General features: G+C 64.0%; 21 protein-coding genes and 1 pseudogene. 3 read left to right on the top strand and 19 right to left on the bottom strand.

Annotated elements, in window-relative coordinates:
- Genes BM269_RS14120 through BM269_RS14040 form a run of 17 tightly spaced genes read right to left on the bottom strand, consistent with a single transcriptional unit; the run spans window position 1 to window position 14,953 of the window.
- The gene (locus BM269_RS14120; RefSeq protein ID WP_090437711.1) at window positions 1-1,233 is read right to left on the bottom strand and encodes a beta-ketoacyl-ACP synthase; all 1,233 of its coding nucleotides are present in this window, start codon (window positions 1,231-1,233) and stop codon (window positions 1-3) included.
- The gene (gene fabG, locus BM269_RS14115; RefSeq protein ID WP_090437709.1) at window positions 1,230-1,967 is read right to left on the bottom strand and encodes a 3-oxoacyl-ACP reductase FabG; all 738 of its coding nucleotides are present in this window, start codon (window positions 1,965-1,967) and stop codon (window positions 1,230-1,232) included. The genes BM269_RS14120 and fabG overlap by 4 nt, the downstream gene beginning before the upstream one ends.
- Window positions 1,964-2,425: a hotdog family protein gene (locus BM269_RS14110; protein WP_090437707.1), complete on the bottom strand. Its 462-nt coding sequence runs from the start codon at window positions 2,423-2,425 to the stop codon at window positions 1,964-1,966. The genes fabG and BM269_RS14110 overlap by 4 nt, the downstream gene beginning before the upstream one ends.
- On the bottom strand, window positions 2,422-3,615 hold the full coding sequence (locus BM269_RS14105; RefSeq protein ID WP_090437705.1) for a beta-ketoacyl-ACP synthase: 1,194 nt from the start codon (window positions 3,613-3,615) through the stop codon (window positions 2,422-2,424). Before BM269_RS14105 ends, BM269_RS14110 begins: the two co-directional genes overlap by 4 nt.
- A 15-nt stretch (window positions 3,616-3,630) precedes the next feature.
- On the bottom strand, window positions 3,631-4,191 hold the full coding sequence (locus BM269_RS14100) for a DUF3261 domain-containing protein (protein ID WP_229204648.1): 561 nt from the start codon (window positions 4,189-4,191) through the stop codon (window positions 3,631-3,633).
- Window positions 4,184-6,535, bottom strand: coding sequence for an MMPL family transporter (locus tag BM269_RS14095; protein WP_090437657.1), 2,352 nt, complete (start codon window positions 6,533-6,535; stop codon window positions 4,184-4,186). The genes BM269_RS14100 and BM269_RS14095 overlap by 8 nt, the downstream gene beginning before the upstream one ends.
- On the bottom strand, window positions 6,532-7,134 hold the full coding sequence (locus BM269_RS14090) for an outer membrane lipoprotein carrier protein LolA (RefSeq protein WP_090437655.1): 603 nt from the start codon (window positions 7,132-7,134) through the stop codon (window positions 6,532-6,534). Before BM269_RS14090 ends, BM269_RS14095 begins: the two co-directional genes overlap by 4 nt.
- Window positions 7,131-7,562: an acyl-CoA thioesterase gene (locus BM269_RS14085; protein ID WP_090437653.1), complete on the bottom strand. Its 432-nt coding sequence runs from the start codon at window positions 7,560-7,562 to the stop codon at window positions 7,131-7,133. The genes BM269_RS14090 and BM269_RS14085 overlap by 4 nt, the downstream gene beginning before the upstream one ends.
- Window positions 7,555-9,120, bottom strand: coding sequence for an HAL/PAL/TAL family ammonia-lyase (hutH, locus tag BM269_RS14080; RefSeq protein ID WP_090437651.1), 1,566 nt, complete (start codon window positions 9,118-9,120; stop codon window positions 7,555-7,557). Before hutH ends, BM269_RS14085 begins: the two co-directional genes overlap by 8 nt.
- Window positions 9,107-10,060: a lysophospholipid acyltransferase family protein gene (locus BM269_RS14075; RefSeq protein ID WP_090437649.1), complete on the bottom strand. Its 954-nt coding sequence runs from the start codon at window positions 10,058-10,060 to the stop codon at window positions 9,107-9,109. The genes hutH and BM269_RS14075 overlap by 14 nt, the downstream gene beginning before the upstream one ends.
- Entirely contained in the window at window positions 10,045-10,794 is a 750-nt protein-coding gene (locus BM269_RS14070) for a glycosyltransferase family 2 protein (RefSeq protein WP_090437647.1), read from the bottom strand. The genes BM269_RS14075 and BM269_RS14070 overlap by 16 nt, the downstream gene beginning before the upstream one ends.
- Window positions 10,787-12,517 carry an ApeI family dehydratase gene (locus BM269_RS14065; protein ID WP_090437645.1) on the bottom strand — a complete coding sequence of 577 codons (1,731 nt, stop codon included), beginning with the start codon at window positions 12,515-12,517 and terminating at the stop codon, window positions 10,787-10,789. The genes BM269_RS14070 and BM269_RS14065 overlap by 8 nt, the downstream gene beginning before the upstream one ends.
- Window positions 12,510-13,055, bottom strand: coding sequence for a COG4648 family protein (locus BM269_RS14060; RefSeq protein ID WP_090437643.1), 546 nt, complete (start codon window positions 13,053-13,055; stop codon window positions 12,510-12,512). The genes BM269_RS14065 and BM269_RS14060 overlap by 8 nt, the downstream gene beginning before the upstream one ends.
- 5 nt (window positions 13,056-13,060) lie before the next feature.
- Window positions 13,061-13,312, bottom strand: a complete 252-nt coding sequence (locus BM269_RS14055) for an acyl carrier protein (RefSeq protein ID WP_057263890.1) — start codon at window positions 13,310-13,312, stop codon at window positions 13,061-13,063.
- Between the two features lie 37 nt (window positions 13,313-13,349).
- Window positions 13,350-13,604, bottom strand: coding sequence for a phosphopantetheine-binding protein (locus tag BM269_RS14050; protein WP_090437641.1), 255 nt, complete (start codon window positions 13,602-13,604; stop codon window positions 13,350-13,352).
- On the bottom strand, window positions 13,597-14,358 hold the full coding sequence (locus BM269_RS14045) for a lysophospholipid acyltransferase family protein (protein WP_090437639.1): 762 nt from the start codon (window positions 14,356-14,358) through the stop codon (window positions 13,597-13,599). The genes BM269_RS14050 and BM269_RS14045 overlap by 8 nt, the downstream gene beginning before the upstream one ends.
- Window positions 14,351-14,953: a beta-ketoacyl synthase chain length factor gene (locus BM269_RS14040; RefSeq protein ID WP_373994392.1), complete on the bottom strand. Its 603-nt coding sequence runs from the start codon at window positions 14,951-14,953 to the stop codon at window positions 14,351-14,353. The genes BM269_RS14045 and BM269_RS14040 overlap by 8 nt, the downstream gene beginning before the upstream one ends.
- Before the next feature lie 1,382 nt (window positions 14,954-16,335).
- Between BM269_RS14040 and BM269_RS30160 the strand changes: the two are divergent.
- From BM269_RS30160 to BM269_RS14025, 3 genes and pseudogenes are all read left to right on the top strand, one after another.
- Window positions 16,336-17,817 (top strand): annotated as a pseudogene (locus BM269_RS30160) (DNA translocase FtsK); the annotation flags it as partial.
- An 85-nt stretch (window positions 17,818-17,902) separates the two neighbouring features.
- Complete coding sequence (locus tag BM269_RS14030) at window positions 17,903-18,403, top strand: arsenate reductase ArsC (RefSeq protein WP_090437637.1); 501 nt, start codon at window positions 17,903-17,905, stop codon at window positions 18,401-18,403.
- A 21-nt stretch (window positions 18,404-18,424) separates the two neighbouring features.
- Complete coding sequence (locus BM269_RS14025) at window positions 18,425-19,474, top strand: DUF5700 domain-containing putative Zn-dependent protease (protein WP_090437636.1); 1,050 nt, start codon at window positions 18,425-18,427, stop codon at window positions 19,472-19,474.
- Here BM269_RS14025 and BM269_RS14020 read toward each other — a convergent pair whose 3' ends face one another.
- Window positions 19,475-23,251 (bottom strand): hypothetical protein, encoded by a 3,777-nt coding sequence (locus tag BM269_RS14020; protein ID WP_090437635.1) that lies wholly within the window; start codon window positions 23,249-23,251, stop codon window positions 19,475-19,477.
- An 83-nt stretch (window positions 23,252-23,334) separates the two neighbouring features.
- Window positions 23,335-24,126 carry an SDR family NAD(P)-dependent oxidoreductase gene (locus tag BM269_RS14015; RefSeq protein WP_090437634.1) on the bottom strand — a complete coding sequence of 264 codons (792 nt, stop codon included), beginning with the start codon at window positions 24,124-24,126 and terminating at the stop codon, window positions 23,335-23,337.
- Between the last annotated feature and the right edge of the window lie 157 nt (window positions 24,127-24,283).

Below are 24,283 nucleotides of genomic sequence, written 5' to 3'. Positions count from 1 at the left end.
TTATTTGTTGTAGCGTTTGAAAATCAGGGACGTATTGATGCCGCCAAACGCAAAATTGTTCGACATCACGTATTCGCAATCCAGCTCACGGCCGCTGCCGGCAATATAATCCAGCGCAGCGCATTCCGGATCGGTTTCTTCCAGGTTGATGGTCGGGGCGAACCAGCCCTCGCGCATCATTTCGATGCTGATCCATGCTTCCAGCGCGCCACAGGCGCCCAGCGTATGGCCCATATAGCTCTTCAGCGAACTGATTGGCGTGGCGCCGCCGAATACCGCCAGCGTCGCATGCGATTCGGCGATGTCGCCCTGCGCGGTCGCGGTGCCGTGGGCATTGATATAGCCGATGTCGGACGGCTGCAGGCCCGCGTCCTGCAAGGCCAGTTCCATGGCGCGTTGCATGGTGGCGGCGTTGGGCTGGGTCACGTGACAGCCGTCGCTGTTGGTGCCGAAGCCGACCAGCTCCGCATAGATCGTGGCGCCGCGCGCCTCCGCGTGTTCCAGGTCCTCCAGGATCAGGCAGCCGGCTCCTTCCCCGATCACCAGGCCATCGCGCGCACGGTCGAACGGGCGTGGCGTGGCCTGCGCTTCGTCATTGCGCACGCTGGTGGCGAACAGTGTGTCGAATACCGCCGCTTCGGTCGCGCACAGCTCCTCGGCGCCGCCGGCCACCATGGCGAGCTGCTTGCCGCTCTTGATCGCCTCGTAAGCGTAGCCGATGCCCTGGCTGCCCGAGGTGCAGGCGCTGGAGGTCGTGATCACTCGCCCGGTCAGGCCGAAGAACACGCCGATATTCACCGGCGCGGTGTGCGCCATCATCTTGATGTAGGTGGTGGCGTTGATGCCCTTGGTGGTGCGCTCTTCCATCATGCGGCCGAAGTCGCCGATGGCGCTTGGGGTCCCGGCGGACGAGCCAAAGGACACGCCCATGTCGCCACTCTTGATCAAGGGATGTTCAATCAGGCCCGCATCTTCCAGCGCCAATTCGGTGGCGCGCGTTGCCATCAACGCCACGCGGCCCATGCTGCGGGTGGTCTTGCGGTTATAGCGGCCGGACAGCTCGAACGGCGCGGCGGGCACGCCCAGGCGGGTGTTCAGGCCGTCATAGTCTTCCCATGCTTCCATGCGCACGACCGCGTTGCGGTACTGGCCGAGGCGTTCGCGGATTGCGGCCCAGTCGTTGCCCAATGGGCTGATACCGGCCATGCCGGTAATAACGACGCGGCGGTTCATGCCAGGCCTCCGTTGACCGAGATGACCTGGCGGGTGATATAGCCCGCATCCTCGCCGACCAGGAAGCTGACCGCGGCGGCCACCTCTTCCGGCTTGCCGACGCGGCGCGCCGGGATCATCTTCAACGCTTCCTCCATCGGCACGTCTTCGATCATGTCGGTTTCGATCAGTCCCGGCGCCACACAGTTGACGGTGATCGAGCGTTTGGCCAGTTCCAGCGCCAGTGCCTTGGTCGCGCCGATGATGCCGGCCTTGGCTGCGCTGTAGTTGACCTGGCCGCGATTGCCGATCAGGCCCGAAACGGAGGCCAGCGTAACAATGCGCCCCGGTTTGCGGCGCTGTACCAGCGGCATGATCAACGGGTTCAGGACGTTGTAGAAGCCGTCCAGGTTGGTTTGCAGCACGATGTCCCAGTCCTCGCCGGACATCGCCGGGAATGCGTTGTCGCGCGCCACGCCGGCGTTGCAGACCACGCCGTAATAGCAGCCGTGCTGCGCGACGTCCGCTTCCAGCGCGGCGGCTGTGGCGGCCCGGTCGCTGATATCGAACTGCAGCACGCGCGCTGCGCGGCCCATCTGCACGACTTCCTGCGCAACGGCTTCGGCCTCTGCACGCTGGCTACGGCAATGCAGCACCACGTCGTAACCGTCGCGCGCCAGGCGCAGCGCGATCGCCTTGCCGATACCGCGCGACGATCCAGTCACCAGCACGCTCATGGACTTATTCTGATTCATCCTACGTTTCCATCTTTGAGAAATTGATTGACATTATCCGGCTGGAATACCGTGACCGTCGCGGCGGCGGCATTGGCCAGCCCGTCCACGATGTCGATTCGGCATTCGAAGGCGCCCAGTCCGTTCTCGGACTGCAGCACGCGGCGCACGTGCACTTGCAGCACGCTCCCCAGCGCAAAATTCGGTACTTTGGCTTCGTACTTGCGCGAGCCAAGCAGGAAGCCAACCTTGACTTCTTCGCCGCGCTGCAGCGCGAGCCAGCCCGCGTGCGCGGCAATCGCCTGCGCCATGTATTCAATGCCCACCCAGGAGCCGACGCCATCCGCGCCGGCGAGCATGCTGGCCGGGTGGATGCGCACTTCCGCGCACAGGTGGTCCGCATCGGCATGCAATGCGCGATCGAGCAATACCATCTGGCCGGAATGCGGCACCAACTGGCGGATATCGGGCATGCTCATTCCGGCCTCCCGAGCAGCAGCACGGCATTCGAACCGCCAAACGCAAAGGAGCTGCTCAGCACGCGGCGCAGCGGCCGGCCCAGCGCAGCGCCCGGCGATACCAGGTTCAGCGCCGGCAGCGCAGGATCAATGGCGCCATCCCACAGGTGCGCCGGCAGGCGCCCTTCAGCATTATCGTCCTGCATGGCCAGCCAGCACAGCGCTGCTTCAATGGCGGCTGCCGCGCCCAGCGTATGGCCGGTAAATGGCTTGGTCGAGCTGACCGGCACTTCGTTGCCGAACAGGGCATCGATCACGCGCGACTCCATGGCGTCGTTCTGCGGCGTGGCGGTGCCGTGCATATTGATGTAGTCAATCGCCTTGGCTTCGACTCCGGCGCGGCTCAGTGCCTGCTCGAACGCAAGGCGCGCACCGGCGCCCTCAGGATCAGGCGCCGAGATATGGTGGCCGTCTGACGATTCGCCCCAGCCCATCAACTCGACCGATTGCTCGCCGGCCGGTGCGGCTTCCATCAGGAACAGGGCCGCGCCTTCACCGATGTTAATGCCCCTGCGATTAGCGCTCATCGGATTGCATGGTCCTGCGCTGACCGATTCGAGCGAGGAGAAACCGGCCACGGTAAACGCGCACAAGGAATCGGCGCCGCCGGTGATGACTGCGTCGCACAGTCCCATACGGATCATGCGCGCGGCACTCGCCATGGCCTTGGCGGCCGAGGAACAGGCTGTCGAATGCACATAGGCGGGGCCTTCCAGTCCCAGCTCCATGGCCAGCAGTTCGGCTGGCGAGCCCATTTCCTGCACCCGGTAGCTGAATTGTTCCGGCAGCTTGCCGTTCGCCACGTGGTGGCCAAGCGCTTGTTCCGTTTCGCCGATGCCGGATGTGCTGGTGCCGAGCACCACGCCGACACGGCTTGCGCCATAGCGGGCAACCGCCGCCTGTATCGCCGGGCGGATCTGCGCCACGGCAGCCAGGGCCAAGGCGTTGTTGCGGCTGCGTAGGTGTGCCGGCAAATGGTCTACCGACGGCAAATCTCCAGGCACGGCGCCCAGGGCCAGTTCGCGGCCCTCCGACCAACGACTGGTCGCGCTCACGCCAGCCTGGCCTGCATACAGCCGCGCCTTCACCTGCGCCTGGCCTTCGCCCAACGCGCAGATGATGCCGCATTCGTTCAGGTATATCTTCGACATTGCTCGCCCCCGCACTCAGTCCGCATTCGCCGCGAACTGGATCGTCAGCTTATAGCGATAGCGCAGGTTTTCCAATACCACGGTACCACTCCAGCGCTGCGCGTCGCTATAAGTGATCCGCATGACAGGCGCGTCGTCAAGGTACAGCGTACGGATGCGGCCCTGCTCGGCCACTCGCCAGCCGGCCGGCAATCCGGCTGCAACAGCGTCGGTTGGCCAGATGGTGAGCTGGATATCTTCCAGCACATCCTCCGCTCGTACCTGCGCCGGCAGCATGACGTGGCGCCACGAGCTCAACTCCTTGCCGTCGTAATGCAGCGACAACACGCGCTGGCCGAATGCCAGGCCGACCACGTCCACGGCATCCGGCTCCACCTGCAAGGCCACGTCGAGGTCATCGGTACGGCCATTGCGTTCCACTTTCAGGTGCTGCTGCACGCTCAAGGAGGTACCCAGGGCGGCTGGCGCCAGTTTCAGGCCCAGGCGGGCCTGCGGTTGCGGCGGCGTGGCGGCGCAGGCGGCCAGCAGCATGGCGCAGGCGGCAACGGCAAGGCGGCGCGACATCGCGTTAAACATTCTTGATTTCCTTCACAGTACCAAAACACGGGACCAGCAGCCACACCAGCGTGGTCCCCAGCAGCATCGTCAGGCCGAACGCCTGCAAGGCCGGCGTCGCGCTCAGGCCCAGCAAGCCAAACGACAGGATGGTGTTGGCGGCCGACATGCCGACCGCCAGCCAGGGCGTGCGATCGCTGCGGTCAGGGTGTTCCTGCATGAAGATGCCGTAGTCCACGCCCACGCCAAGCAGCAGCATCAGGGCCAGCACATGGAACAGCTGCAGGTTCTGCGACGCGAAGCCGAGCATGGCCAGGGTGGCGATGCTCGCCAGCGCGGTCGGTGCCAGCACGCGCCAGGTGCGGCCGCGATAGCGGTGGAACAACAGGCCAAACACCACGGCGTATGCGCCCAGCACCACCCAGCCCATGTAAGCGCGGTAGCGGCCCAGCACCGATGAAATCTCGGCCACTTTGTCCACCCACTGCACGCCCTGCAAGCCGTCGGCCGCCAGCATGACCTGCTTCGAAGCCTGGTTGTCCATGCCGCGCAGCGCGACGATGCTGGCGTAGACGCCTTTCTGTTCGCCGAGCCACAGGTGGCGCCATGGCTCGCTGGCCGGGGAAGCCAGGAATTGGTCCAGCATCAGCGGTTGGCCGGCGACCAGCAGCGCTTCGCGGGTGGCTGCGATCCATTGCCGGTCTTCGCCCGCCTGGGTGGCGATCCCTTGCAACGGCCCGTCATCCGCCAGCAGCTTTTCGGTCACCAGTGCACGGCGCGCGGCTTGCGTGCGGGCGGACGGGACCCAATTCGACATGGCCTGGTAACCGCTCAGGCGCTGCGCGGCCACCTGCTGATCCAGCCGTGCTTTCAGTTGTTCTTCGCGTTGCAAGACCTGCTCGGCCGAATCGCCGCGCACCAGGAAATACTGGACCGGGGTCGGCGCGTCCAGCAGCTTGCCCAGCTTGAGCTGGTCGGCCACCAGGTGCTTCGGCGGGTTTTGCAACAGGCGGATATCGTCGTTCGCGCCAAGGCGGCTGATACCCCAGCCGGCCAGCACGGCAAAGATGGCCGCGGCTGCCAGCGAAACACGGCCGGCACGCCACAGCGGCCAGCGCTGCAGCGCGGCGCCATAATGCCTGGCCAGGCCGCCGCTGCGCAGGGTACGGCCATTGATCAGCGCCGGGAACCAGCACACTACGGTGAACCAGGCGAACACCAGGCCGAGGGCCGAAAACACCGCCATCTGACGCAAGCCGGGGAACGGCGTGAGTGCCAGGCCGGTATAGCCGATCACCGCAGCCAGCAGCGTCAGGCCGAGGCCCGGCAGCAGGCGTTTCAGCAGCGAAGCGGAATCGAGCTTTTCGTCGGCCGCCAGGCGGTTGCACAGGAAGTAGATGCCATAGTCCTGCGCCACACCGATCAGGCTGGCGCCGAACACCAGCGTCAGCAGGTGGATGCGGCCGAACAGCAGCCAGCACACCGACAGGGCGCCAAGACAACCGATGCCGATCGACAGCAGGATCAGCGCGATAGGCTTGAGGGAACGGAACGTACACCACGTCAGCAGGACGATGCCGATCAGCGAGCCGATGCCGATGGTCGACATCTCGCCGCTGGCCTGGGCGCTGGCATGCGCGGCGTGCAGGATCACGCCGGCCTGGATCAGGTCCACCTGAGGACTTGCCTTGCGGGCCGCCGCCTCGGCTTGCTGCAGCAAGGGCAGCACGGTCTCCTGCGCCGTCATCGACAACGCAGCTACCTTCAATGTAAGCGGCAGCAACACATACTGGCGCTGCGCATCGGCGACGAACAGGTGGCCGTCGCGCGGACGTACCGGGGTCTCCTGCGCGCGTTCCTGTACCCAGCCGGCGAACAAGCCATACGGGTCATCCTGCCAGGCACCGAGTTTGGGGCCGCCAAACGGTGCATACAGCTTAGCCAGCGCCGACTCCAGCCAGAATTGCGAAGGTTGCTCGCGCAACTGCTGCTCCTGCTGCGCGGTGAGCAGAGCCAGGCGATGACGCTGGAACAGGCCAAGCCAGTCGTTCTGGGTCTGCTCAGTGATCGGAACGGCCTGGAACAGATCCTTGCGGGTATCCAGCACCGCCCGATAAGCATCGGCCGCGCGGCGCGCGTCATCCCATTCGGCGGCACCGGCCAGCACCAGCACGCGCTGCTGCGCCGCATCGACCATATGGCCGAACGACGCCTGCAGCACCGGGTCGCGCTCCTGCACCGGCAGCAACGCCATGATGTCGGTGTCCGGCACAATGCGCTGGACCAGCCACAGGGTGGCGTTATGGCCCAGCAGCAGGCAGGCGACCAGGGCCCACAGCCACGCGAATTTTCGGGTTTGCGTCAAAACAGCGCCGCCTCTTCCTTGTTCATCGCGCCTTCGCCGGTCTGGATGGCGGAGAATACGATCGTGGTGCGGTCGCCGCTGGCTTCGTTCATCACGATCTGCTTCACGTAAGCGCCGCCTTCCAGCTTGATGGTGCCGATGGCCTTTTCCAGCGCCGCCTGGCGCGGCTTGAGGGCCACGTTCCAGCTGTTGGCATCCACACTGCCCTCGCCCTCGAACAGCGTATCGAGCTGGGCCAGGTCGCCCGACAGCAGCGAAAACAGCACGTTGTTGATCATGCGCACGGTCGGTTCGGTCTTGGCATCCAGGCGCATTGCCACGCGCTCACCCTGGTAGTTGACGATTTCTTCGCGCGTCAGGCGCAGCGTGTTCGGGAACGGCTTCAGCGTGCGCCACAGCACGCCCTTGCCGGCGATCACGCAGAAACGCCCTTCCGACGCCAGCGGCTTTTTCATGCCCGCCAGGTGCTTGGTCTGGTCGAAGCGGCCGCACATGACGGCCGGCTTGGCCAGCATGGCCTGGATTTTCGCGCTTGGCACGGCCGCCTGCGCACCGCCTAGGACGGCCAGCGCCGCCGCGATTGCTAAGTATTTTTTCATGCTGGTTCAATCCCCAGTTTTTCAAACAGTACCGGCGGCGAGGCGAAGCACATCTCCTTGCTCGCGATATCGACGGCAACCATGGTGGTGCTGGCGCGGTTCAGGCGCCGGCCGGTTTCGGCATCGGTGACCAGGTAGTCGATCTTCATGCGGTTTTCCCACTCGACCAGGTCGGCGCGCAGCTTCAGCCTTTGGCCGAATGCCGCGGGGCTGACGTAGCGCAGCTGCATGTCGATGACCGGCCAGGCGTAGCCCGACTCCTTCATCTGCGGATAGTTGTAGCCGATCTTGTCGAGCAAGGCGCAGCGCACGATCTCCAGGTACTTCACGTAATTGCCATGCCAGACGATCTCCATCGGATCCAGGTCGAAGAACTGGACCTGGATCTCGACTTCGGCGAACCAGCGGCTTTCCTTGTGCTTACGCATACAAGGTCCATGCCTTGCTGCGGATGCGCTGCAGCATCAGGCGCAAGTCCGGCTCCAGGCGGCGGTCTTCTTCGACCGGCGCGATATCGGCCACCAGCGCCTCCTGCATGGCCGCCAACGGGCTTTGCGGCAGCACGCCCTGGTGGTCGCGGCAGCGCAGCCATACGCCTTGGCGCACGGTGACCAGCAAGGCTGCCACCACCTGTTCCGTCAGGTCCAGTACGCGCAGGCAGTCGCGGGCGGCAATGGTGCCCATGCTGACCTTGTCCTGGTTGTGGCATTCGGTGGAACGCGAAAATACCGACGCCGGCATGGTCGCCTTCAGCGCCTCCGCCGTCCAGGCCGACGCGCTGATCTGCAGCGCTTTCAGGCCATGGTTGATCGGCGCACGCTCGCCAACAGCCCCGGACAGGTTGGCCGGCAAGCCGTGGTTGTAGCGCGCATCGACCATCAGCGCCATCTGGCGATCCAGCAGGTCCGCCAGGTTGGCGACCGCGTTCTTCATGCCGTCCATGGCGAAGGCGATATGGCCGCCGTAGAAATGGCCGCCGTGCAGGATGCGTTCGTTCTCAACGTCCACCAGGGGATTGTCGTTGGCGCTATTCAGCTCGTTTTCGATCAACTGGCGGAACATCGGCATGGTGTCGGCCAGGACGCCGATCACGTGGGGCGCGCAACGGATCGAGTAGCGGTCCTGCAGGCGCTTGCCGTTTCGTTCCCATTGGTCGGTCGGCAGGTCGGTGCGCAGCCATGCGGCCACCTGCTGCATGCCAGGGTGCGGCTTGGCCGAGAACAGCACTTCGTCGAAGTGGTGGGCATTGCCGTCCATCGCGAACGAAGCCATGGCGGTAATGCGGGTGCACAGCTTGGCCAGGTAATCGGCGCGGTCGTAGGCCAGGCAAGCCAGCGCGGTCATGACGGCGGTGCCGTTCATGATGGCCAGGCCTTCCTTCGGGCGCAAACGCAGCGGCGTGATGCCGGCTTCCTGCAGCGCCTGGGCGGCCGGCACCTGCTCGCCATTGCGCCATACTTCGCGCTCGCCGCACAGCACGGCGGCCAGGTAGGACAGCGGCGTCAGGTCGCCGGAGGCGCCGACCGAGCCTTCCGACGGGATCAGCGGCAGCAGGCCGGCGTCCAGCAGGCGGGTGATCTGCAGCAGCAGTTCGACACTGACGCCGGAAAAGCCTTTGCTCAGCGAGGCCAGGCGCGAGGCCAGGATGGCGCGGCTCTGGGCCGGCGTGAAATACTCGCCCAGGCCCACGCCGTGGTAGGTGTACAGGTGGTGCGGCAGGTCCGGCACCAGCTCCGGCGGCACCGTCACGGTGCAGGAGTCGCCATAACCGGTGGTCACCCCATAGATGGTGCCATCCTCGCGCAGCAGACGGTCGAGGAAGTTGGCGCCGCGCTCGATGGCCGAACGGAATTCGGGATCGTCCGACAACACGGCGGCTGCGCGCCCTTGCGCGATATCGACGATGTCTTCGATCGACAGGTTGTTCCGGTCAAAGCGCACGGTGCGCTGCGGGGTATTCAGTTGGGCGATGTCAGCGAGATGCATCGTTGTGTTCCAGTTCAGGTAAATGCCAGAAATCGTAGAAATTGAACCACTGCAGCGGGGCGCGCAGGGTGTGGTGTTCGAGCCGGCGGGCGTAATCGGCAGCCAGCACTTGTAGTGCGGCTTCGCGCCCCTGGCGCGGGATGCGCACCTGGTCGCGGAAATGCTCGAAATGCACTTCCGAACGGCTTCCCCGGCGCACCGAAAACAACAGGTAGACCGGGCATTGAAGGATGCTGGCCAGCATATGCGGGCCGATCGGGAACGCGGCGGGGGCGCCGATGAACTCGGCCACCGCCACGCGCGGATTCAAGGATACGGGAATGCGGTCGCCGGCAATCACCACGAACTCGCCGCGCGCAACCCGCTCCGACAGCATCATCGCCGTGGCGGGCGACATCTCGGTCACCTGCAGCAGGTTAAGCTGGCTGGCCGGGTTCAGCCGGCCCAGCATGGCGTTGAAAGCTTGCGCGTGCTTGGTGTGCACCAGCACCGTCAACTTGATGTCATGGCGCTGGCGCGACAGCACACGGCACAACTCCAGGTTGCCGAGGTGGGCGCAGACCAGCAGGCCGCCGCGGCCCGCCGCCACCGCGTCGGTAATCAGCTCGCCGCCATGCAGGTCGACCGAATTGAAATCGAACAGCCCACCCCACAGCAGCATCTTGTCCAGGATGCTCTCGCCGAAAGCGCCGAAATGGCGCATCACGCCAGCCGGCCCGCTGGACGTATGGCCGGCCACACGGCGCAGGTACTCCTGCGAGGCGCGGCGCGGCAACGGCTTGGCCATCACGTACCAGGCCAATACCGGGTACAGCACCAGGCGGAACGGCCAACGGCCGAATACGCGGAAAATCCAGAACATCAGGCGCATGCCCGCCACGAAGCTCACTTCGTTGATGGACGCCCAGTGCAAGCCGCGCGCGCTCATTGTGCCCGCCATTTCCGCGCCAGCAGTTTGGGAATGCGCGGCAGCATGCCGAAGAACAGCACGGTGTGCATGCGCGTGATCAGCACGTTGTCGCGCCAGACGCGGAAGTGCGAAACCCCATCGGCCGGGTAGGAAACACGCGTTCCCACGTTCACCACGCGCAGGCCCGTCCAGAACAGGCGCACGATGATGTCGGTGTCGAAATTCATGCGCGAGCCGATGGACTGGCGCGCCGCGAGGGCATTGACCGCCGCCACCGGATAGACACGGAAGCCGCACATGGAGTCCTTGATCTCCAGCGAGATGGTGTTGATCCAGACCCAGATGTGGGTGGCATAACGGCCGTACAGGCGCGCCTTGGGCACCGATTCGTCGTAGATGGGATAGCCGGATACCACAGCATCAGGATGCGCTGCCGCCTGCTCCAGGAACTTCGGCACGTCGGCCGTCTGGTGCTGGCCATCCGCATCGATTTGCACCGCATGACTGAAACCGAGTGCCCCGGCACGGCGGAAACCGGCCAGTACAGCCACGCCCTTGCCTTGGTTGCGCGCCAGGCGCTCGAGCACGACGCGTTCGCCATGCTGGACCGCCAGCGCATCAAGCACGGCGGCGCAGGCAGGCGAGCTGCCGTCATCGACCAGGATGACCGGCACGGCATGGCGCAGCAAGCCTTCCAGCACAATGCCGATGGCGTGCTCGTGGTTGTACACCGGCACCACGATGCAGGGTTTGAAATCAGCCATCGACGCCTCCCAGCGCAATGCGGCCGCTCGAATGCTGGCCGACGGCGGAACCGTAGCTGAAGCGCAGGTTTCGCTTGGCGGCGTCGTACGCCAGTTCGAGTTGCACCGGAGTTTCCGGCCCCACCACTTGCTGGAACTTGAGTTGGCTCATGCCCTTGAATTGTGGCGGCAAGTCGAAATACTCACGGCCATAGTGCATCGCCCAGTCGACCTGGACCACGCCGGGCAGGATGGGCGCCACGTCGAAGTGGCCGTCGAAATACAACAGGCGGGCGGGGGCCGTGATTTCCAGCAGCACGCGCCCGGCGTCGCGCTCCAGCTCGCGCACCAGCGGCAGGCGCGGACGCTCGTCGCCGAGCAAGGACAGCAAGGCGGCCAGGGTGACCTTGCCCTGCGCATTGACGGGCATCTGGTCCAGGTAGCGCCAGCGGCGCGGCAAGGCCACGGCGTCCACTACGCCGGCCAGCACCGCCCGCAGGCGCGCGTTCAGTGCCTGTTTTCCCTGCTGCTCCAGCAAGGCGCGGCCTTCGGGGCTTGGCACGACGAAGGCGGCCAGGCGCTGGCGCTCGCCCGGCACCGGTTCGCACAGGGCGACCCGGGCTTCGATGGCATGGCCGGATGCCAGCAATGCCGCTTCCATCGCATCCAGCGAGACGCGTTTCTCCTCGATCTTGACGATACGGTCGCTGCGGCCCAGCAGGCGGAAGCCGCCATCGACAGCCGCCGCGCGGTCTGCCAGCGCAAGCCAGTTGTCGTCGGCAAGGTGCGGTGAGCACACGTCCAGCGTGCCGTCTGCCTCATTGATGCGCCATGACACGTTCGGGAACGGGCGCCAGGCGTCATCCCCGATGTCGCGGCGCTGGCGCCAGGCGATGCCACCGGTCTCCGAGCTGCCGTACACCTCCGTCGGCACTTGGCCAAGCAGCGCACCGGTAGCCAGTGCGGCGTCCGCCGCCAGCGGGCCGCCCGATGAGAACACGCCGCGCAGCATGGCTGCCGCCGCGCTCCAGTCCAGGTGTGACGGCAAGCGCTTCAGGTGGGCCGGACTGGCCACCAGCAGGCACGGGCCCGCCGCCATGGCCGGCAGCAGTTCTTCCGGATAAACGATGCTCGCGGCATGGATTGCACGGCCACTGGCCAGCGGCCACAAGACCTTGAACAGCAAACCGTAGATATGCTGGTGCGAGACTGTCGCCAGTACGGCGGCATCGCCGGCGCGCGCGCCGAACAGCTCTTCCAGCGTGGCGACTTCGCTCGCAATCTGCGACAGCTTTTTTGGAATGGCCTGCGCTGCGCCGGTGCTGCCGGAGGTAAACACGACCAGGGCCGGCAAGTCCGGCTCCAGCGCCGGAAATGCAGCGCTGCCCGCAGCAGCAGCAGCCACAGCGGCGGGCAGCAGCGGCGCCAGTTCGGCGGGGAACTCGCCAAGGAAGCCATCCACTTCGCCGCGCAAGACCGCGCAACTGGCCGGCAGCGTATCGGCGCTCAGCCAGATGGTTTTTCCCGCGTGCCAGGCGCCCAGCAACGCAGCGCCGAATTCAATACTGTCTTCCAGGTACAGCGCAAAATGACGGCCCGGCTGCGCGCGCAGCAGTTCCTGCCAGGCGCCTACGCGGACCAGCAACTGCGCGTTGTCGACGGCCTGCCCCGCACGCCAGCCGGCCAATGCATTGGCCGGGCGCGCCGCAATGACGGCGTACAAATTTTCGATACGGTCAGACATTATGCAAGCGCTTGAAACGCAGGCGCACCAGGTATTCCGCGCCAAACAACAGCGCCATCAGCGCATAGGAGATGACACCGGTGTACAGCGACCAGACGGCCTCCGGCGCCCACAGCGCGGTGCCGAATGCGATCGCGCCATTGATCACGAAGAAGACACACCAGACCTGCGTCACCTTACGCATATAGGCTTGCGCCACCGGCGGGAAATCCTCGCCGCGCAGGCGCGCCATGCGCTCGACGGCGGACATCGGCGTGGTAAGGCTATATGCGAAACCGGCCAGCAGCGCGGCGCTGACCAGCACCGGGTACAGTTTCAACGGCAGCAGCAGGTTGCTCCAGATGGCAGCGGCCACCAGCACCAGCGCGCCTGCCACCGACCAGCGTGCAACGCCGTTCAGCTTCAGCGCCGGCAGCCGCGAGATGGCCGCGACCAGCAGCAATCCGGCCAGCCAGCGCGGCTCGATGCGGCCATGGCCAAACCAGATCGCCAATGGATACAGCAGGGTAATCGCTGCCGCCAGAACGCTCATCCTCATCGTACTTACGCAACCTGCTCCGTTTTGCCGGCCAGTGCTTCCACCACGTCGCCGATGGTGCGGATGGTTTTGAATACTTCCGGCTGCAGGCGTTGGCCGGTCAGCTGTTTCAGCTTCACGGCCAGGTCGACGGCGTCGATGCTGTCGATGTCCAGGTCGGCGTACAGGTTGGATTCGGCGGTCAATTCCGACTTATCCAGTTCAAACATATCGGCGAGCAGGTCGACCACCCAGGCTTGCAGCTGGTCTTTGCTCATTTCTTTCAAGTTAATCATCTTTCACCCCTACGTTGTTTTATTTCTGTCTGTGGCTCTCAACCATCGCCGCCAGCGCCTGCACCGAGGCGAAATGGCGGCGGGTCTCCTCCGAATCGGCGGAGAGAGAAATCCCGTATTTCTTCTGCAATGCGACGCCCAGCTCCAGCGCGTCGATCGAGTCAAGGCCCAGGCCTTCGATGAACAGCGGCGCTGCGCTGTCGATATCATCCGGCGCGATGTCTTCCAGTTGGAGGGCATCGATGATCAGTTGTTTCACTTCGAGTTCAAGCATTGCTTTGGCACTTTCCGGCAAAATAATTCTGTAAGAAGTCGGTCAATTGGCGCGCTGCCATCACGTCGCTGGCGCCCTCTGTAAATCGGGCGACCGCCAGGTCGTCCTGTACATCAATCTGGATCAGGAAGCGGCGCGACGGCACGCGCCACCATTTTTCACCCTTGTGCAGCGTGGGCGGATCGCACTGCAGCAGCACCGGGGTTATGTCCCGGCCGCCGCGCACCGCGATATTGGCGGCGCCACGCTTCATGCTGATCACGCCATTCTTTGGGGTGCGCGTCCCTTCCGGGAAGATAATCAGGTTGTTGCCGCTCTCCAGGGAGGCGATGCAATCGTCGACCAGCTCCGCTCCACCCTCGTTATTGATATAGCCCGCGCCCCGCACCGGGCCGCGCGTGAACGGATTGTTCCACAGCGCGCCCTTGACGATGCAATCGGCGTTCTTCACGAAAGCCATCAGGAACACCGTGTCGAGCAAGGTCGGATGATTGGCCAGGATCAGCATGCCGCCCCGCTCCAGCTTTTCCAGTCCGCGCACTTCGTAACGCAGCACGCCGATCACCCGCATCATGTCGATATAGATGCGGAAGGCGCAGCGAATCACCGTGCGGGCCGCATTGATACGGCGTTGCCGGTCCCGGATCGCCAGGTTCATCACCGGGAACACGATCAGGCCAAGCACGATCCCGCCAACGCCGAAGACCACGAAGCTCAAGCCCGTGACGAGAATACGCCAATAACGGTCAAGCATCGCGGCTCCAGCTCCAGCGCAGGCGGCCATCGCAGCGCTCCAGCTTGCGCGCGCCACTGGCGTGGAAGGCCCCTACTTCAAGGCTGCCCGGCATGCCGGCCGCCTGCGCCTCGGCGCAGGGCTCCCACTCCAGCCGCAGCGCATCGTCGCCGGCAGGCGTCACCAGCCATGCCCAGGCATGCGGCTGTTCTTCATATTCTTCGAATGGCGTAAACAACTCCGGCAGCGGGCAATCGCAGGCCACCAGCAATACCATCGGTGCACCGTCGGCCAACAAGCCACAGGCCTCGATCAGGGCATGCTCGACCGACGCGGTGCCGGCTGCCAATGCGGTGTAGTTGGCCCGATCGCTGCGCGCGATGCTGAACAGGCCTGGAATCGCATTGTGTACCGCCATGCCGAAGGCCATCGGCGACAGCGGCTCGCCACGCGCCAGGTCCGACAACAGTTCGACAGCGCGCGCCACATCGCCGTGGCGGGAACAAAACACGGTTGGCACGCCGCTGCGGCCCTCCAGGCAGTCGTATGCCACTTCCAGCGCCATCTTGCCGAGGAAGCCGGCACGACGACGCAGCATGGCCGGCATCGCCTTCACGCCGGGCTCCTCGCCCGGGCGGATAGTCGACGGAGCTTGCGCCCAGGCCTGCCAGGCTTCAGGCGTGGTGATGCCTGGCGCCCATGCGGAATGCCTGAGGATTGAAAAACGTATGCCCTGGGTGCGCACTTTGGTGAACTATCGGAAAACTGAAGGAAGCCGGCGATTATAAACGAACAGCCCACCGGAGCGATAGAAACATTATCCCCGGAGCAACATTTTTTTGCATATTAGCACCTAAAAGCATCAGAACTTCGCGCAAATTCTCTCCAAAACTCTCATTTTGCTGCTGATATTGACATCATTGCTCGTGATAAACTCCGGTCGAGCTATTTTCAGGAAAAATTTGAATGGCAGTAATGTCGTGGTTTGGCTGGTCTGTGCTGTGGACGCTCCCCCTGGTCTGGCGCCTCGTGAAGGTGTTCCTGCTGAAGAGGACCACTGTGCTCGGGCAGGGCTTTATTCGTTTGGTGCTGGGCACCCTGCTCATGTTGCTGGCCAACTCGATTGCCGCCACGAGCAGCCGCCCCGCCGGCATTTTCGTGATCCTGGCCATCGGGACGGTGGCCATTCCCTGGATGTTCGGCTATCGCGCCCTGGAATTCCTGGCCTGGTGCGGCCGCGCCATCCGCCGCCTCAGGCGCCCCGCCGATAACGAGCGGCGTGCGCCGGCCCGCAGCGGAGCCCACGCCTCCGCACCGGCTGGTCCCGCACGCGCCAAGGAACGGCTGGCAGAGAAGCGGCCGGCATGGGAATCTTCAGCCGACGCCGCACCCGCACGTTTCTTCGGCCTTGATGCGCTGGAGAAGACCCGCGCGCCTGCCGCGCGACCAAGTGCGGAGTGGGCGGAAGTCGAAAGCCTGCGTCCAACGCCGGCAATGCTGGCTCGCGCCAGGGCCCTGGAAGAAGCCGAGGCCCGCACCCGGCAAGCGCGGACAGTCAGGATCGTGAAATTGCCTCACCCCGCAGAGCCGGTGCAGTCCGTGCACGGCCCGACTCCGCCGGCGCCGGCACCGGCGGCACCCGCGGCGGTCGCGCAAGTACAGCTTATTCAAACGGCGGTCGAAGTTCGTACGATTACGGCCGCGCGAGCCGAACCAGCGTGGATCAACGAGACGCCAAGTGCGCCGTTCCCCCCCCTGCCGCCGGCAAACGCCCCGCTTGAGCTGGAATACACACCATTTACCCCGGCACCGAATCCGGCGCCTGTACTCCCTTGGCAGGAGGCCCCTACGGTGGTACACCTGGAGCCGGTCATCGCAGCGGGACCCGCCGTGCCCACAACGCCAGTGATGCCCCTGATGCCCGTGCCTGTGGCACCCGTGGCGAGCTCCCCATCCGCCCCCGTGATAGAAGCCATAACGGTCGGCCCCGAGCCCGGATTCGACGTGGAACTGCCGGGCCTGGGCTTGCTGGATGCCTACTCGGAAGCCAAGTTCGAGGTATCCAGCACCGAGCTGGAGGAAACGGGCCGTCTGATCGAGCAGCGCCTGAAAGAGTTCAAAGTGCCGGTCACCGTGCTTGGCGCGACGGCCGGACCGATCATCACCCGTTTCGAGATCGAGCCGGCCGTCGGTGTGCGCGGTGCGCAAATCGTGGCGCTGGTGAAGGACTTGTCGCGTGCGCTCGCCGTGACTTCGGTACGCGTAGTCGAAACCATTCCAGGCAAGACCTGCATGGGCCTCGAGCTGCCGAACACCCGCCGCCACATGATCCAGCTGTCCGAGATCCTCGCGTCGGAAGCATATCGCGCGTCGCGCTCGCAATTGACGCTGGCAATGGGCAAGGACATTACCGGCGCACCGGTCGTCACGGACCTGGCACGCGCGCCGCACATGCTGGTTGCCGGCACCACCGGCTCCGGCAAATCGGTGGCAATCAATGCCATGATCGTCTCCTTGCTGTACAAGGCCACGCCAACCGACGTACGCCTGATCATGATCGATCCGAAGATGCTGGAACTGTCGGTGTACGACGGCATCCCGCACCTGCTGGCGCCAGTGGTCACGGACATGAAACTGGCAGCCAATGCGCTGACCTGGTGCGTCGCCGAAATGGAGAAACGCTACCGCCTGATGTCGGCGCTCGGCGTGCGCAACCTGGCGGGCTTCAACCAGAAGATCCGCGACGGCAAGGCCGCGGAAAAATACATCACCAATCCCTTCTCGCTGACACCGGATGCGCCGGAACCGCTGAATACGCTGCCGACCATTGTCGTCGTCATCGACGAACTGGCCGACCTGATGATGGTGGCGGGGAAAAAAATTGAAGAGCTGATCGCGCGCCTGGCACAGAAAGCCCGGGCGGCCGGCATCCACCTGATCCTGGCGACACAGCGGCCTTCGGTGGACGTGATCACGGGCCTGATCAAGGCCAATATCCCGACCCGCGTAGCTTTCCAGGTTTCCTCCAAGATCGACTCACGTACCGTGCTTGACCAGATGGGCGCGGAGACCTTGCTTGGCCACGGCGACATGCTGTTCCTGCCGCCTGGCAGCGGCTATCCGCAGCGCGTGCACGGCGCTTTCGTGTCGGACGAAGAGGTGCACCGCGTGGTCGATTACCTGAAGCAGTTTGGCGAGCCGGAATACGAAGAAGCGATCCTGGCAGGAACGCCGGCCGAAGAACCGGCGCCCGACCTGCTCGGCGACGTCAGCGCTGGCGAAACCGACCCGCTCTACGACGAAGCGGTGGCCTTTGTCATCCGCACCCGCCGCGCCTCGATCTCCTCCATCCAGCGGCAGCTGCGCATCGGCTACAACCGCGCCGCACGCATGGTGGAGGACATGGAGGCCGCTGGTCTGCTGTCGTCGATGTCGACCAACGGCAGCCGCGAAATCCTGGTGCCCGTCTCCAGCGAGTAAGCACCATGCCAGGCGCGGGCGCCTGGCACGCACCGCCAAATGTCATCAAACCGTAACTCTTCTTCGTTAAGATTCACGATTTTGCATGACCAACCGAACTTACAATGTGCTGTTCCTCAGCACGCGCAACACGGCGCGCAGCATCATGGCCGAGGCTTTGTTGAATGCCGTGGCTGGCGGCCGTTTTCGCGCGTTCAGCGCAGGCACCGACCCTGCCGGCAAACTGAATCCGTACGCGGTCGAGCAGATCAGGACCCTGGACGACACACTGGCCGGCTTGCGCAGCAAGCCGCTGGATGAGCTTTCGGCACAAGGCGCGCCGGAAATGGATTTCGTGATCACCATGTGCGACCTGGCCTCGGGCGAACCCTGCCCGAACTGGCATGGCCAGCCGGCGACGGCGAACTGGAACTTCCGCGACCCGGCCGCCGTCCAGGGTTCGGTGGACGATATCCGCCAGGAGTACTTCACCGTCTGCCGCGAAATCAAGACCCGCCTGGAGATCTTGCGCAACCTTCCTGCTAAAGCGCTTGACAAAATGGCACTACAACGCAAAATAGCGAGGATTGCTGGCGTCCAGCTATAACCCTGCTCAAGGCATCGACTCATGCTCATTAAATTACGCGCCTTCGCCGCGTCCATCTCACTGTTCTGGCTGGGTGCAGCCCATGCAACCGGACTCGAATTCCGTTTCAACGAAGCGCCTGCCCGGTTGTACAGCGCCGCCGTCCAAAAGGGCCAGATTGACGCCGCGACCGGCGAGGCGATCCGCCGCCTGCCGGAGACCGGGGCGATGGTGCGCAAAATGAGGCTGAAGGATGCCGATGCCTTTATCGACTACTTGCGCGGACTTGGGCGTGATCCCCAGAAGGTAGAACTCGCAACCCAGGTGCAATCCGAATTCGGGCGCGAGAATGGCGGCAAATTCGCACTCGCAGCGACTGAAATCACGAGGCAGTTGAAGGCCTATGTGCCGCCTGAATTTACTGCCAACCTGACCGTGCACTTCCTCTTCGGCGGCAATGCGATGGGTTTCGCGTTTGACGACAAGCACGACGACGTCTATGTCGACCTGTCGCGCTTCACTCAGGCGACACCTGAAGAACTGGCAGAAGTGGTATCCCACGAACTGTTCCACGCAGTCCAGTCGCATGTCATGACGGCGCCGCCCCGCCCAGCTGCCGATATGCAGCAGTCGGCCACCGGCAAGATCTGGATGAACCGCCTGCTATACGACCTGGTGCAGGAAGGCACGGCCGAACTGTTCTCCCACCCGATTGCCGACCGCCCCGCCACGCCGTTCTCCACGCGCGGCAAGGAACGCATTGTACGCAACCTCAAACGCATCAAGAACATTGCAGCCTTGATGGAAACCAGCAGCTTGCGCCTGCTATTGGCTCCGCCTCGCGATGAAGACCATTACGACCGCATTTACGGCATGCTCTTCTACGGCAATTTCGACGACATGGGATATGACATGGGCTGGGTCATGGCCAATGCGATTGAACGCAAGGACGGCAAGCAGGCCATCTTCCGCTTGCTGCAAGGCGAACCTAAGCAGTTCGTCCTGCGCTACCAGCAAATCGCGGAAAGCGACCCTACCCTATTCCGCTTCAACGAAGACTTCCTGAGTGCCGTGCGAGCATTGCCGCGTTGATTAATGTTTCTGGAATTCCATTGGGCGGCCCGTGCCTTCCAGGACCAGGCTGCCATCCCTGACTTCGAGCGTGTGGTTGAAGGCCTGCGGCGCTGGCGCAGGCGGCTGGAAGTCAAGCTGGTATGCCCTGCGCTGGGCGTCGCTAGCGGCGACTTCATGCACCAACCATTTGCCTTCATCGACTTCCGGATGGCTTACCGCGATCTGGCGTACCGGCCCGCTGAAGGCTGTGCGCCAACCCTGGCCTCCGGTATTCCCTTCCGCCTTGCTCGGCGCCTCTCCCAGCAACACGACTTTGAAGCCCGGGATACTCCGCCCCCGGTAGCGCAGGTCCACCAGAACCTGGCCCGCAGGCACTGCGTCGGATGGTGCATCGGTTGACACCTGCATGGACGCCGCCCGGGCAGGCGTGCTATCCGAACGGAATACCACCTGCTGGTTCCAGACCTCCCAGCTGCCCTGGGCAAATTCATCGACCGCGCCGTAAGACATCGAGTACTGGAATTTGCCGTTCGGGCGTAGCAGGATCTCGGCGCCCATCTCCCGCACGCCGCTCAGGTAATAGTGCCCCGGCAGTTTGGCTTGCAGCGCAAGATCGGCAGCCTTGTCGTCCTGGGGGAGCGCTTCTTCTTCGGCCGACTTCTGCCTGACCGGCGGCGTCCAGCCCGCCTTGGCCAACAAGCCCGCCAGCGCCGCATGCCTGCTCGCGCCAATGGCCTCCCATGTCTCTACGCTGAAACTGTCGCGGCCCGGGCCAAGCTGCGGCAAGCGTTCCAGCAATTGCCGTCCCATCCAACCCTCCAGAAGCACGCTGCCGGTATCAGCCAGGTACAGCGCAAGCCTCTCCTGCGAGCCGACGCAAGCAACGTCGCTGCCGAATCCATGCTCGCGCAACAACGCCCAGTAACTGGCCGGCGACTCCAGCACCACCTTGGCCAGATGGACATTCGACTTCAGGCAGGCCTGCTTCAAGGACAGGCCGAAATCCTTGCTGACCGTGCGCAGCATATCGACGTTAAGCGAAACCACCGCGCGGTCCAGCGCCGTCCCCCAGGGCTGCGCGGTGGCGGTGTCGATGACACCTCCATGTGCCAGCAGCACCTTCAGCGCTTCCATATTGCCTTGAGAAATCGCGTACTCCACCGCATTCGGCTGCACCGAGTCGTTGCGTGCCTTGTCGCGATGGTTCGGGTCCCCGCCTTGCGCCACGATCACGGGCAGCAAATCGGCCCGCCCGGCGCCAATGGCGAAGAGCAGGAAATTCGGTGCGGCGCCGGGCTTGCCAAGCATGCCGTGCCTGATCAGCAGATCCGCCACGCTACGGTCCGGCGCCCTGAACGCAGCATCGATAGAACGTCCACCCAGGCCTTCAGCGGAGGCGCCTGCATCGAGCAGCTTGCGAAGGCGCGTGACGCTGATGCCATGTGCACTGCCCAGCACTTCTTCGATCGGCCAGGGGCCCATTTCGGCCAGCGACTTCTTCCGCACCTGCGCGATATGATCGAGCAGCACGTCCAGCATGTTGCTCTTGCCTTCCGGTGCCTTGAGCGCAAGCGACAGCGCGGATTCCGGTTCTTCCAAAGGATCGGCACCCTGTGCCAGCAGCACTTTCACGAGTTCGACATCGTTTTCACGCACGGCGTCGACCAGCTCCCGCCGGCTGGCGCCGGTGTTGGCGGGCACTCCCAGCGCCGCTAATCCGGGGAGCCAATCGAGCCGTCGCGCGCGAATAAGGTGAGACGGCAAGGTGCCACTCTCTACCCGCCCCATGCCGCCGTAGAGGGGACGGTGACTGCGGCCATAGCCCTCGTCTTGCGGGCCTTCCTGGGCCCACTTCATGTCCTTGACCAGCAATTGCCGAAGTACTTTATCGCGCCCGGCCGCGCTGCTGTACATCGCCAGCATCGCGGCATCCAGCCAGCGATCCCTTCGGTCCTTGCCATAGCGGGGCACGCGTTTTTTCAACCAGGCGATGGCCTCGACATTACCTGCTTCGGCCGCGTAGCCGAAGGTGGTCTTGCCATCCTCGTCGCCGGCTGGGCGGGTACCGGTTTTCAGCAGCGCGTCCAGCACGGCCGTGCCGTGCGTAAGTGCCACCAGGTTTGGCCACAACAGGTAATCGGCGGATGGGCGCTTGAGCTTTCCATCGTAGCGGATATAAGGGCGCTGCGCGCCAGCCTGCAACAGTGCCAAGATACTTTCGGTGCGCATTTCCGGGGTGATCAGTTCCGGCAATCCGAGCCCGTATTCGTGCTGCTCAAGAGAGAACTCCAACGGGGCCAGGCTCTTGCCCTCGCCGCCGTAATGGCGCGGGTCGGCACCGTGCTTGAGAAGCAAACGTACCATTTCTGGCGTGCCGAACATGGCGGCCAAGTGTAAAGGCGCCGCATTGTGACGTGCGGTCCCCTCATTGAAGCTGGCACCGCGCTTCAACGCCAATGCCAGCATGCGGGTTTTCACCGGCAGCAAGGCGGCATGGCGTTCCTGCTGACCATGCCAATGTGCCGTATCGCGCGCATCGTTGCCGGCATTGCGCCAGGCATCGGCTTCCGCACGCAAGCTTTCGGCCGGTAGCAGCAAGGCGTGCAGCAGCTTTTGTCGATCGACGAGATATTCGTTGATGTGGTCCACCTTGCCCAGCAGGCGCGCGAAGCTCTCCTCATCGCCTTCATTGGCGGCCTTGAACAAGGCCAGAACGTCTGCTGTCGGCGTGAGCTTGCCGGTCGCATCGTCGACATAATTGACCTTGCGCTGCATGCCGTAGCGCGTCGCCAGCGGCAATGCATCTCCTTTCTTCCACTTTGCGAGCAGCGCCATGCCCTCGCCCAATTGCTGACTGGTCAGGCTATCGTCCCAGCCATGCTTGCGCGCTGATGCCTGCTGATTGCCGCCACGCACGGCCAGCGAATGCAGCACGTAGCCGAGCACGAAGTCTTTCGGCACGCCATATCCCATGGCGTACAACTGGCTAAGCTGGTACTGCGCATCCGAAATGCCACCCTGCGCGGCCTTGCGCAGCCAGAACGCAGCTTGTTCGGCATCCACCTCCAGGCCCTCGACACCTTTCCAATACAATGTGCCTGCCTTATGCGCGGCATTCAGGTCGCCCGCTTTCGCCGCTTCCTTGTACCAGTCGCGCGGATCGCGCTTACCCGTGACGGAGGTCGTCGGCAAGGGCATCCCTGTCTTCCATGCCGATGCCAGGCTTTCGGCCTCAGCCAGCTGTTCGGGCGACATTGCCAAAGCGCCCTCGTGCAGCGCCTGGCCCAAGCTCGCGCCGTCGTTCCCGCCGTTGCGGCGGCTGGCCAGCAGCCTGAACGTATGGGCGAGCACACGGTCATGCGGCACACCTTCGGCGCGCTCGTGACGGGCGGCCAGTTTGGACAGGTCGCCGGCTGCGCCCTGCTCCGCCACCCGGGCCACCCAGAATGTCGCCTGCTCCGGCTTGCCCGGCTTGTCGCTGTACTCGTAAAGATGAATCAGGCCCCGCTGCGCCGCCACGTTGCCCGAACGTGCAGCCGGCAGGTACCAGGACTCGGCCGCCGCCGCGTCGCGCGCCTGGCCGGGGCAATGCCGTTCATCGTCCAGGTAGACATCGCCCAAGGCTTTTTGCGCGGCCGGATCGCCTGCCTTCGCGATCGGGGTCAGCGCCTTGATCGCATCTTCACAGCGCCCCGTCTCATAGGCAGCCTGCGCGCTAGCCATGTCGGCGCGCGCGGCGCCGGCCAGGCCGATCCCCATTCCCAGCAGGGCCAGCGCGAAGAGTTTTTGCTTCATATATGCTTTCGAAACTTGCGGCGTGGCCGCGACGGCCGCAATGATAAATCACGAGCATATATTTATGGCAACACGGTTGCTCGTCAGAACGCGCTCTTGACCACGCCGCCGTCAACCCGCAGCGCCGCGCCGGTCGTGGCCGAAGACAGCGGGCTCGCCACGTAGGTAACCAGCGAAGCCACTTCCTGCGGCGTCGCGAAGCGCTTGATCAACGAGGTCGGCCGCACGTGATCGAAGAATTCCGCTTCGACCTGCTCGAAGCTCTTTTCGGCCGAACGCGCCAAGTCTTCGACGAAGTCGCCAACGCCACGCGACTTCGTCGGGCCAGGCAATATGCTGTTGACGGTGATGCCCGTTCCGGCAACCGATTCCGCCAGCCCGCGCGACACCGCGAGTTGCGCGGTTTTGGTCATGCCGTAGTGGATCATCTCGGTGGGGATCTGAACCCCGCTTTCGCTTGAAATGAAAATGATGCGTCCCCAGTTGGCCCGCTTCATCTCCGGCAGCACCAGGCGCGCGAGGCGCACGCCACTCAGCACGTTGATGTCGAAGAAGCGCAGCCAATCCTCGTCGGGAATATCTTCAAAGGCCTTTGCCTCGAAGATCCCAAGGTTGTTGACGAGGATGCCGATGCCGGCATGACGCTGCACGACTTCCTGCGCTGCCCCGGGCTGGCTAAGGTCGCCCGCAAAGCCAAGCACCGTGCCGCGCGTTTCCGAGCGTATGCGCTCCACCGCCTCATCGACCCCGGCTTGCGACCTGCCGTTCACGATGACGCTCGCGCCTTCCTGCGCCAGCGTGTGTGCGATGGCATAACCGATACCCGCAGTACTGCCGCTGACCAACGCCAGCTTGCCTTCAAGTTGCAGATCCATTGTGTTTGTCCTTTCTGAGAGGTGGCGGTCCACAGTGTCTCATTCTTAACATTTTTATTTGAAAATTCTTTTTCCGAACACTTTAGTGATTATGGGTGACTATTTATGAATTGCATTTTACAAAACATAGACAAATTAATATAAAACTCCATTGACA

The organism is Duganella sp. CF458, from assembly GCF_900113115.1.
Classification (GTDB): domain Bacteria; phylum Pseudomonadota; class Gammaproteobacteria; order Burkholderiales; family Burkholderiaceae_D; genus Rugamonas.
Note: the sequence above shows the minus strand (reverse complement) of the source record. Positions and strands in the feature narration are given on the sequence as shown.